The following is a 6,967-nucleotide window of genomic DNA, read 5'->3' as shown; positions in this document are numbered from 1 at the left end:
GTGTAGGGGCTCCCCGCAGGGAAGCCCATCCCGGCCGCATTTTTGACCGATTTCGAGATACGTTATCATGGGTCAAACTATTTGGTTCCAGAGCCAGAGGAGATTACAAAACAACTTCGGATGTGGATTTGGCGATTGCCAGTAAAACAGATATACTCACTCCTTTGCAGACGGCATTGGAAGACAGTCAATTGCCTTACACGTTTGATTTAGAGGATGGAATAGAAAGAAGTCAGATCGGCTCATCCGGGCCTATCAGATGTCAGACGTCAGCTGGTTGGCGATGAGCAGATCGGTCTTTCTACTTAGTCAGAACAAAGCTGACGTCTGACATCTCAAGGCTCGCAGGACCGTTTCTGACGTCTTATTCCCCTCCGGCTTACAATGCATCCAGGTTGGCGATGGTACGGATGCTTTGCCAAAAGTAGTGATAGACTTCTTCGGGAGTATCTTTTTGTCCCCGATGGATCCAGGTGGAAATGGCAACCGGCAGCAGGTAACTCATGATGTCAATGAGGTATTCTCGACTTGCCTCTTCCAGTTGGGAAGGAATGCCGAGCAAAGAGCCCATATCTTTGAAATACCGCCGATGATTCTGGGCCAGGGCATCCAGCCGGTTGCATTTTTCCAGTGCGGCGAACAATTCTGCATGTTCCATAATGGTTTGGAAAAACGAGAAAAGAACGGCTTTCCGGGTTCCTTGTTTGGGCAATTCCCTGACAAAACCGGCAAAAAGTTGGTCCATCTGCCAAAGCAGCACATCTACCGGGGTGTCGAAGAGACGGTAAAAAGTGCTGCGGCTGACCGAGGATGCCCGCTGGATGGCTGCAATGGAAAGCCGGTCGGCCGGTTTGTTCTTGGAAAGAGCCAGGACGCTTTGGGCAATCAGTTCCGCACTTTTCCTGGCCCGGGGATCATTTGCAATATGATACATTTTTACGCCTTTCTGTTCTATATCCCAGGAGTGGGTAGTTGGAGCCTGCTTACTGTGATACAATCGTATCACAAGTCAGCAAACAGAACAAGAAAGGCGGTCTTTTTATGACATTGTATACTGGGAAAAAAGTGGGCGTCAGCAAGGAAGAGAAAACCCTTTCCTATTATCCCCTGTTCCAGCGGAAAATGACGGAGGTGCCGGCTGCGAAACTGGCCCTGATCGAGGAACCTTCTCCGGTCCCTGCCGTTCCTTTTGCAGAGCGGAACCGTTTCCTCCAGGGGATGGACAAGGAATTCTGTCAGGTGGGCTATGGCGTGGCTGCTGACGGGACAGGGTTTGTCTGCAATGCAACCTATATGCCCGGAGTGACCGGCGATATGCTGGACTGGTGGTTCCCCTGGCACAGCGTAGGCTCTGACCTCCGTTACAAAATCTGGGACCCGGAGGATCATTATTTTGCCCGTGCCAACAATGCGGCATACGTTTGTGACCCTTCCGTCCCTGTTTCCCAAAAGACTTGGGATGTGGATCATTACATTATGGAAGATATCGGCTTCGGACCGTCCTTCCTGCATTTGCAGTTCAAGCGGCCCAGAGATTTCGGGTATGATGAATCCCTGATGGGGACTGCAGCCTGTCAGTCCTTGGTCTGCGCCATTGGGGCAGGGGATTGCGGGGCGGCCATGACCCATAAATGGTTCCCGTATAAAGAGGGTGTCCTGTTCTGCTCCCGGTTCTGGATTGGATATGCCCTGCACCAGGGGGAGATTATCAAGGCTCTGCCGGAAGGGGATTCGGTACCGGTGGAAGTGGCTCGGGGCCTTTTTGCCCACAATATCAAGGAATTTACCAACCTGGCCGCTATTTTGCCGGAAGTTTACAGGGAGAATAAGGAGAATTTTTGAACAAGACGTCAGGTCCGGTAGGGCCGGTCTGACATCTTAAATCTGATAGGCCCGCAAGAGCCGGTCCGATATCTCTCTTGACCATTGACAAAAAAGCGTGCTGCGATTTTTTTTCGCAGCACGCTTTTTCTCTATTCCATCTTCACTGCCATGCGCAGCCGTTCGATGCTCTGGGTCAGGTTCTCCAGTTTCTCTTCCATCCGTACCAACAGGTACCAGGAGATGACCATGGGGAAGCCGTACTGAGCAGCCTGGCCGGCCAGCAGGGTCAGGTCGTCCATGGTCAGCGGCCGGGTCCGCCAACAGGTCCTGTACGTCCGTCACCTTGGCTGCCTGGACGGTTTCCACCGGAAGGTTGTTCCGGGAGAGGAAAATCTTGCTTTCCAATACTTTTTCCATCACCGGGAGCACCGCTTCCTTATCCACGTCCGTACGGGGATTGGGGATGCGGATGTTCTTGGTGGCTTTTTTGCTGTCTTTGAAAATCAGGTCCAATTTCCGGGAATCTGCCATCTGTCATGCCTCCTTTACGCTTTTTCCGTGAGCTGATGCCGTTCCACCACGTACAGTCCGTGGGGAGCTTCTTCCATCAGCCCGCCGAATTCTTTGCCCATTTCCGCCAGCTGGCCCGCTGTGGCCTTGGTGTCCAGGTTGTCATAGCTGATGTTCTTGAATTTGGGCTGGTCATTTTGTCCACCCCGTTGCTGATTTCCAGCTGCAGGGTCACTGCAGTCAGGTCTTTCGCTGCTGCCATTGGTTCATTCCTCCTTTGTTTACAAGATGATTCAGGACAGAGAGTGTAAGGAGGCGGCCCATGCGGGCCGGCTGCCAACGCCGGTTCTCACGTAATCACCATCCAATCGATCAAACGAGAGGGACCGCCCCCAACGCCGTAGGGGCTCCCCACAGGGGAGCCCCTCCCGGCCGCCCAGAGGGCAAAAAAAGCAGGCCCGCAGTCGTAGTGATTGCGGGCCTGCTTTCTGTCCACTTTTTTGCACAGCTCATATGATATACTGAGAATAAGAAAGATTTGGATATCACCAGAAAGCAAGGGAAGTGAACAAAATGAAAGTTTGGATATGCACTGGGGAGTTACGGGCTGTTCTATGTTGACTATGCAAAACTTCTGGCAGCCCGGTGGGCAGAATTGACCGGGACGAAGGATGAGTATGAAGATTTTTAAATATCTGAGCTGTTGAGATAACCGCCTATCATGAATTATTTTTGCGAACCGAGTAAGGGAGAAAATGAAATGTGGAAGTCAATTAAAAATGATCTTATTGGTTCAGAGGGTGGAATCATTCTTCAGGATGAAGAATATGAAGGTTCGTGCCGCATAACATTGGAACGCTGTCGGCCATATGATGCCATTACTTGTGGTGTATATGGTGACATGGTGCATACTGTCTATTCGGATCCTTTAGTATCCCAGCATCTTTATGAAATGATGAAAAAAGATTTACAGGCTTTCATTGATGCAGATATTGAAGATCTAGGCCGGCGTAGCGATTTTTATGAGGCATTTATTGAAAGGTATCGTTGATATACTATTTTACAGCAGCGTTCAGGAAAACAAAAGGACAAAAATCCAGGGGATTTTCCCGAACAGAACCCTCCGGGAGGCCGGGGAAGGGCGGGCCTGCGGCTCGCCCCTACGGCGCTGCAATCGAATGTCTGATCCAACAGTCTTAAAAACGAATATTTCGACGATCCCGTTTCTTTGATTTTCCGTTGGTCCTTTGTGACTCCAACGTGGTAGGGGCTACCCGCAGGGGAGCCCATCCCCGGCCGCCCAGGGGGCTAAAAAGCAGGCCCGCAATCTTGAGAAGATTGCGGGCCTTTTTTTGCAAGAAAAGACATGGAGCTATTCTTGATGATTGGAGGTCAGCCCATTTTATCAACAGGGATTTTATCTTGGTAAATATTGTGTCACAAAGAGTACCTGCTGATTATCCGAACAAATCACTGTGGCTTCCTGTACGGGTGAGAGTCAATGTCAGGATATCTTCTTCGATTTTGTAAATCAGCAGCCAATCCGGCAGGATATGGCATTCCCGGAATCCGATATAATCTCCAGACAAGGCATGATCTCGATATTTAACCGGCAGTACCTGCTCTTTAATCAGGATTTCAAGAACATCCTGGAAAAGCTCTGGTTTATGTCCTGGACGCTGGACAGTCCTTTTATAATCCTTTTTGAATTGCTTGCGGTAGCGGATCTTAAGCATTCAGATCCTTCATAAGGTCTTTTACGGAATCATAGGTTTTACTCAGGTTCCGATGATGATTTACGTCATCGATTGCCTGCAGAGTCTCCAGTTGGTTGGCAGAAAGACGCAAGTCAAAAGGAATTCCTCCATAACGTACAACCGAACGCAGGAACATATTGATGGCCGTAGAGGTAGGAATACCAAGGTCAGAAAAAATCAATTCCGCCTGATGCTTCAGATCCGCATCGACACGAAGATTCAGGGTCTTTGTATCGGACATAGAAATCATCTCCTTTTATAGCTATTGTAACGTTAATTAAGGAAAATGTAAAGAAAATTACTTTTTATCGCGTGCCTGCAGGTCTTCTTTTTGTCAGTTTTTTTGGAAGACAATAGGGATATAACGGAAAGAACTGGAGCAGGTGGGCGAGATCCAGCCCAAGGTGATCCGGTTGCCAAAGCTAAGTGCAGAGTGAAGAGCGAAGAGTGCAGAGCGGGACGGAAGGTGCAAATGGTCCATTGCGATGCCGTAGGGGCCTCACGCCGGGAGGCCCGCCAGATGCACGAGCCACCGACGTCAACGTGGTAGGGGCTCCCCGCAGGGGAGCCCATCCCCGGCCGCCCAGAGGGCAAAAAAGCAGGCCCGCCGTCTTAAGAAGATTGCGGGCCTGCTCTGTAATTATCCGGCAACAGCCCGAGGTATTTAAGCCCCGGGATTATCTTTTTGTACATGAAAAAGGACTGCTGCACGTCACATTACGTGCAACAGCCCCATTTTATCACGCTGTTGCACGCGATTTCACATGCAACAGCTCACTTTGTTACGTTCTTATTTATCAAAATTTATGATCTGTCCATCATCCGGTACAGCTACCTGTTTGTCTAACTTTCTGCTATGGACAAAGTCGCGCATATTTTTGCGTGATACTGTGCAATGGTTAATGGCATCCATATGCACCGCTACAATTTTGGCCTTTGGCATTCTCGTTGCCGCTCTGCCTACATCTTCTGTACCCATAATAATGGAATCATTGTAGCAGATGGACTTAGCATAACCAGTATTCATAATTAGAATATCGGGCTGACGATTTTGTAGCGTTTTATCAACCCGGGCCGTCCAGACCGTATCGCCCATCAGGTAAGTAGTTTTTTCACCGGGAGCAGCAAAGACCACGCCCATACTTTCTCCGAGCAGTACGCTATAAGCGGGATTGGCATACATCTCTTCCGTACCATGCGTGCCTTCTACTCTGGTCAGGCACACCCCTTGGAACTCGATATCCCGATCCAGCACCTGAACATTGCGGAAACCTTCCTTGCGAATTTCAGTAGCGTCCTTATCATCCTGCACAAATACAGGAATATCTTTGTTGATGAACTGCTGAGCTACTTCATCCCAATGGTCAAGATGGGTATGCGTGACAATTAACGCATCAACATTCTTTAATACATCCTCCTTTGATTCGGGCAAGTCCACCTTGGGATTGCGCACCTCACTGTTAAAAGAACCAGCAAAGCCTTCATAACGGCCTTTTTCTGCCAGCATGGGGTCTATCAAAAATACCGTATCGTTGTACGCCAATTTGCCCGTAGCATTGCGTACATGCTGGTAAGAAACCTGTGCAAAGGCACTGCCCGTCATCATCGTCATTCCCAAGAATGCAGCCATTAAAGTTTTTCTCCACTTCATTTCATTTCCTCCTCTGAATCACAATTTAATTTACATTGTGATTATACTTTGCTAGAATTTTACTTACGATACAGGATTTCAAGAGATGCAGACAAATCACTTGAAATTTTCAAGTTTTCAAGTTAGGAGCATTGCCATGAATTTTTTACCTGCCAACAACAAAAAAATTGACAAAACTGACCATGAAATCCTCAGCATTCTGCATAAAGAGGCCAGAATTTCCATGACTGAACTGGGAAAACGCGTTCACTTAACCAGTCAGGCGGTCAAGAATCGTCTTGACCGCCTGACTGATTTGGGCGTTGTCCATCACTATACCGTGAATGTCAACTGCCCCATATATGGTTATAAAACACATGCCCTTATAAAAATAACCCCACACAGCGGTTTTATGAAGTCCCTGTTGGATTATCTTACTCAGTGCCACAGCCATATCAACCACTGTTATCAGATAACTGGTGCTCAAACACTATCCATCGACAGTTATTTTACGGACGAGGCAGAATTGCAGGAATTTATTGACACAATCCAAAAATGGGGGGATTATGAAATCGAATTGGTATTAAGGGACATCTTACTCTCTGAAGGTGATGAATGATTTTTTTTCTGTAACAGACACACTCACTATCTGCAGACATAAGATTTTGTGTGGTTTCCGTCAGGCTTTCCCAAACACCAAAGCCGACAGTGATACTATTTATCTGCTATAATAACAGAGAAAATTTCACCCCACAAAAAGTGCAGTAGTAAGAACAGCTCGTTTTACTACCGTTTTACTACTACAACGGGGAAAGTTGTGCCGTTTTTTGCAAAATTATGTCCTTTTCTTCGTGAACAGGTGAAACCTGCAAACCCGCATTAATTCGGCATATTTTGGCATAGAAGGGAGTTTTGTGTCCATGACTAGGATACTTTTTATTTGCCATGGCAACATCTGCCGTTCCCCCATGGCGGAATTTGTCATGAAGGAGCTGGTTCGGCGTCATCATTGTGCCGATGCTTATGAAATCGCTTCGGCGGCTACCAGCCGGGAGGAAATTGGCAATGACACCCACTGGGGGACCAGGGAGCAATTGGATCTCCACCATATTCCCTATGCACCCCGGAAGGCCCGGCAGATGACCCGGGGAGATTATGGGTACTATGATCTGCTCATTGGGTTCGACGATGAGAACCTTCGGGAAATCCGCCAGATCGCCGGGGGAGACCCGGATCGGAAGATCCA

10 protein-coding genes and 3 pseudogenes are annotated in these 6,967 nt (G+C 48.3%); 6 read left to right on the top strand and 7 right to left on the bottom strand.

From position 1 onward, the window contains the following. Positions 1–287, top strand: a 287-nt coding sequence (locus tag QVO43_RS09590) for a nucleotidyltransferase domain-containing protein (protein ID WP_288174922.1), incomplete at its 5' end; no start/stop codon positions are given. Between the two features lie 92 nt (positions 288–379). Here the strand turns inward: QVO43_RS09590 and QVO43_RS09585 are convergent. Further along, entirely contained in the window at positions 380–934 is a 555-nt protein-coding gene (locus tag QVO43_RS09585) for a TetR/AcrR family transcriptional regulator (protein WP_022488297.1), read from the bottom strand. A 107-nt stretch (positions 935–1,041) separates the two neighbouring features. Between QVO43_RS09585 and QVO43_RS09580 the strand changes: the two genes are divergently transcribed. Continuing rightward, positions 1,042–1,842 carry a DAPG hydrolase family protein gene (locus QVO43_RS09580; RefSeq protein WP_022488296.1) on the top strand — a complete coding sequence of 267 codons (801 nt, stop codon included), beginning with the start codon at positions 1,042–1,044 and terminating at the stop codon, positions 1,840–1,842. Positions 1,843–1,973: 131 nt separating this feature from the next. On the opposite strand, the gene QVO43_RS09575 is transcribed toward QVO43_RS09580, so the two are convergent. The 3 genes and pseudogenes from QVO43_RS09575 to QVO43_RS10215 all read right to left on the bottom strand — a co-directional run. Continuing rightward, positions 1,974–2,123 (bottom strand): YvrJ family protein, encoded by a 150-nt coding sequence (locus QVO43_RS09575; protein ID WP_083236257.1) that lies wholly within the window; start codon positions 2,121–2,123, stop codon positions 1,974–1,976. 46 nt (positions 2,124–2,169) lie between these two features. Continuing rightward, a pseudogene (locus tag QVO43_RS10190) lies at positions 2,170–2,355 on the bottom strand (DUF2922 domain-containing protein); the annotation flags it as partial. A 14-nt stretch (positions 2,356–2,369) separates the two neighbouring features. Further along, a pseudogene (locus QVO43_RS10215) lies at positions 2,370–2,522 on the bottom strand (DUF1659 domain-containing protein); the annotation flags it as partial. Positions 2,523–2,917: 395 nt separating this feature from the next. Here QVO43_RS10215 and QVO43_RS10185 point away from each other — a divergent pair. Then, positions 2,918–3,025: pseudogene (locus QVO43_RS10185) on the top strand (ATP-grasp domain-containing protein); the annotation flags it as partial. Between the two features lie 69 nt (positions 3,026–3,094). Beyond that, entirely contained in the window at positions 3,095–3,385 is a 291-nt protein-coding gene (locus tag QVO43_RS09570; RefSeq protein ID WP_229778480.1) for a hypothetical protein, read from the top strand. A gap of 406 nt (positions 3,386–3,791) precedes the next feature. Here the strand turns inward: QVO43_RS09570 and QVO43_RS09565 are convergent, their stop codons facing one another. The 3 genes from QVO43_RS09565 to QVO43_RS09555 form a co-directional block, all read right to left on the bottom strand. Beyond that, on the bottom strand, positions 3,792–4,070 hold the full coding sequence (locus QVO43_RS09565) for a type II toxin-antitoxin system YafQ family toxin (protein ID WP_022488294.1): 279 nt from the start codon (positions 4,068–4,070) through the stop codon (positions 3,792–3,794). Further along, complete coding sequence (locus QVO43_RS09560) at positions 4,063–4,332, bottom strand: type II toxin-antitoxin system RelB/DinJ family antitoxin (RefSeq protein WP_022488293.1); 270 nt, start codon at positions 4,330–4,332, stop codon at positions 4,063–4,065. Before QVO43_RS09560 ends, QVO43_RS09565 begins: the two co-directional genes overlap by 8 nt. 549 nt (positions 4,333–4,881) lie before the next feature. Continuing rightward, positions 4,882–5,742 carry an MBL fold metallo-hydrolase gene (locus QVO43_RS09555; protein ID WP_022488292.1) on the bottom strand — a complete coding sequence of 287 codons (861 nt, stop codon included), beginning with the start codon at positions 5,740–5,742 and terminating at the stop codon, positions 4,882–4,884. Positions 5,743–5,878: 136 nt separating this feature from the next. Between QVO43_RS09555 and QVO43_RS09550 the strand changes: the two genes are divergently transcribed. Together QVO43_RS09550 and QVO43_RS09545 are read left to right on the top strand one after the other, a co-directional pair. Then, positions 5,879–6,340 (top strand): Lrp/AsnC family transcriptional regulator, encoded by a 462-nt coding sequence (locus QVO43_RS09550; protein ID WP_022488291.1) that lies wholly within the window; start codon positions 5,879–5,881, stop codon positions 6,338–6,340. A 301-nt stretch (positions 6,341–6,641) separates the two neighbouring features. Then, on the top strand, positions 6,642–6,967 hold a 326-nt coding region (locus QVO43_RS09545), incomplete at its 3' end, for an arsenate reductase/protein-tyrosine-phosphatase family protein (RefSeq protein ID WP_441293929.1).

The sequence above is a fragment of the Acidaminococcus sp. CAG:542 genome (genome assembly GCF_000437815.1).
GTDB lineage: Bacteria > Bacillota > Negativicutes > Acidaminococcales > Acidaminococcaceae > Acidaminococcus.
Note: the sequence above shows the minus strand (reverse complement) of the source record. Positions and strands in the feature narration are given on the sequence as shown.